Source organism: Sulfolobus sp. B1 (assembly GCF_007050195.1).
Taxonomy (GTDB): Archaea; Thermoproteota; Thermoprotei_A; order Sulfolobales; family Sulfolobaceae; genus Saccharolobus.
This window is the reverse complement of sequence record NZ_QIMI01000187.1, coordinates 1-2,260: the sequence shown is the minus strand read 5'-3', so window position 1 is coordinate 2,260 and position 2,260 is coordinate 1. Positions and strand designations below refer to the sequence as shown.

At 39.1% G+C, this 2,260-nt stretch carries 2 protein-coding genes; one reads left to right on the top strand and one right to left on the bottom strand.

Going from position 1 to position 2,260, the window contains the following annotated elements:
* Positions 1-5: 5 nt before the first annotated feature.
* Positions 6-1,394 (top strand): MFS transporter, encoded by a 1,389-nt coding sequence (locus tag DMP16_RS09235; protein WP_069284291.1) that lies wholly within the window; start codon positions 6-8, stop codon positions 1,392-1,394.
* Between the two features lie 4 nt (positions 1,395-1,398).
* Here DMP16_RS09235 and DMP16_RS09230 read toward each other — a convergent pair.
* A partial coding sequence (locus DMP16_RS09230; protein ID WP_143577139.1) for a ketol-acid reductoisomerase occupies positions 1,399-2,260 on the bottom strand: 862 nt, incomplete at its 5' end.

Here is a 2,260-nt window from a genome sequence, read left to right as displayed (position 1 = left end):
AACATATGAGTGACCTTAAAACAAATCCAGATTATTATGTAGCAAGAGTAGATAGATTACCTACATGGGGACTATCCTATGCCATAATATGGGCAATGGGATTTAGCTTTTTCATAACATTATATGACGTTATAAACGTAGGTTTCGCATTACCATATATACCATTCGTCGTCACGGGATTTCAAGCTTCACTGGTAGCCTCTTTAGGTCTATGGGGATATGTCGTAGGGGCGCCACTTTTCTCTTACTTCGCAGATATCATAGGAAGAAGACCTACATTAATATTTACGGCTTTGCTCACAGCAATAGGGAGTTTAGGGGATGCCTTATCAGTAAATTACCCTATGTTAGCAGCATTTAGATTTATAACTGGAATGGCAATTGGTGCTGACCTAGTATTAGTTATGACTTACATGTCCGAAATGTCACCCTCAGCCAAAAGAGGTAGATATACTAATTTAGCATTTATTGGAGGATGGGCTGGAATAGGGATTGGTCCATTCATAGCTGCTATTATTGTTACTAGTATACCATCAATAGGTTGGAGAATAGTGTTCTTAGTAGGAGCTATCTTGGCGTTTTTAGCTCTTGCAATCAGAGCGTATGCTCCCGAAACGGTTAGATTCCTAGCCTCAAAAGGTAAGTTTGATGAGGCAGAAAAGATAATTTCCTCAATGGAAAAAGTTTCTATGATTAGAACTAGTCTTACGTCATTGCCAGAGCCAGACATGAGAATGTATAACGTTCCAAAGCAAAATCCCTTCAAGATATTAGCTAAACCTAAATATCTAAAGAGGTTATTAGCGTTATTCTTCTTAATGTTTTTCGTCTACTTCATGGATTATCCATTTTTAGTAATCCCAGAGACGTGGGCTAAGGTAGTGTTAGGCTATTCTGGAGCCTTACTATCACAAATAGTCTTTTTATTTGGTCTAGCAGGTATAGGAGCTTTTCTAGGGTCTATAATACTAAGACCCTTCATCGATAAGTATGATAGAAGGAAGATGACCATAATTTCTGTGATCATATATACGTTGGGAACCGGTATTATGGGGTATGGAGGTGCAATAAGGTCGTCAACATTATTCTTCATAGGAGCATTCTTAGCTGAGCTCATAGGAGTAGGTTGGTATCAGCTTTACTACCAGATGTGTATAGATAACTTTCCCACAGCTGCTAGAGCTACTGGATATTCTATAGCTGATGGAGTAGGACACGCAGGAGGTGCTGTGGGATTACTCGTCATACTTCCTCTCATATATGCCTTAGGAAATGTGGGAGGATGGACAATACCGTGGATACCCGCAATAATAATGGCTATATTGGTACTTTTCTTAACACCCAATACGGTGGGTAAGAGGTTAGAAGAAATTAACGAAGCAACAGATCAATAAAAAATTAATCTTTTTTCCTTCCTAATATTTCATATAACTCTTTTTCTGACATTGACATCTTGCTATTAGTAAACTTCTTCCATAGACTATTTAAGACTACTTTTCCAGCTATTTGCTCTAAAGTCCACTCTCTTGCAAATTCCCCATTTTGTATCTTTTCAGCCTCCTCCTCACATATTCTTTTAACTATATCATAATACTTCTCTGCCCTGCTCAAATGCCCGTATTGGCTAGTAGTGGAATGGAACTTCAGTTGCTCGAATAATCCATATTCAGCCATAGCCATACCAATTTCTCCCAACTCACCAGAGGCGTAAAGTTCTAGAATAACTGCCTCTGGAGAGACACCATACTTTTCTGTTACCACGTCAAAATAGGCTTTCATAGTGGCGACAAGTAAGGGAGCCCACGTGTGCTCGCTTAATAAATCTAACAAAGCTTCTTCTTCGAAAGATGACCTAACTGCAACTCCACCTTCTTTGCCTATAGCCCCTATAGCTGAAGCTATTCCTATTGCGTAATCCCAGGCTTTCCCGGAGTAATCGTTTGCTACACCTATTAAGACTGGGTAACCCTTACCTTGTTTATGCAATGTCACTATTCCTTCACCTATCATTCTGGGAGCTACCATTATTGTGTCAACGTTCTTAGGTGGCTTAACAAATCCAAAAGCCACGTTATAACCTGAGGCGAAATCTAGGACGAAACCATCCTTTTTCTCAATTATCTTTTCCACACTTTTATAAATCTCAGGTTGAACCTCATCTGGTATTAACATTAATGCTATGTCAGCCCTTTCAAACGCTTCTGGAATATCATAAACTTTAAAACCATCCTTTTCAGCTTTTCTCGCGTATTCATCCCTT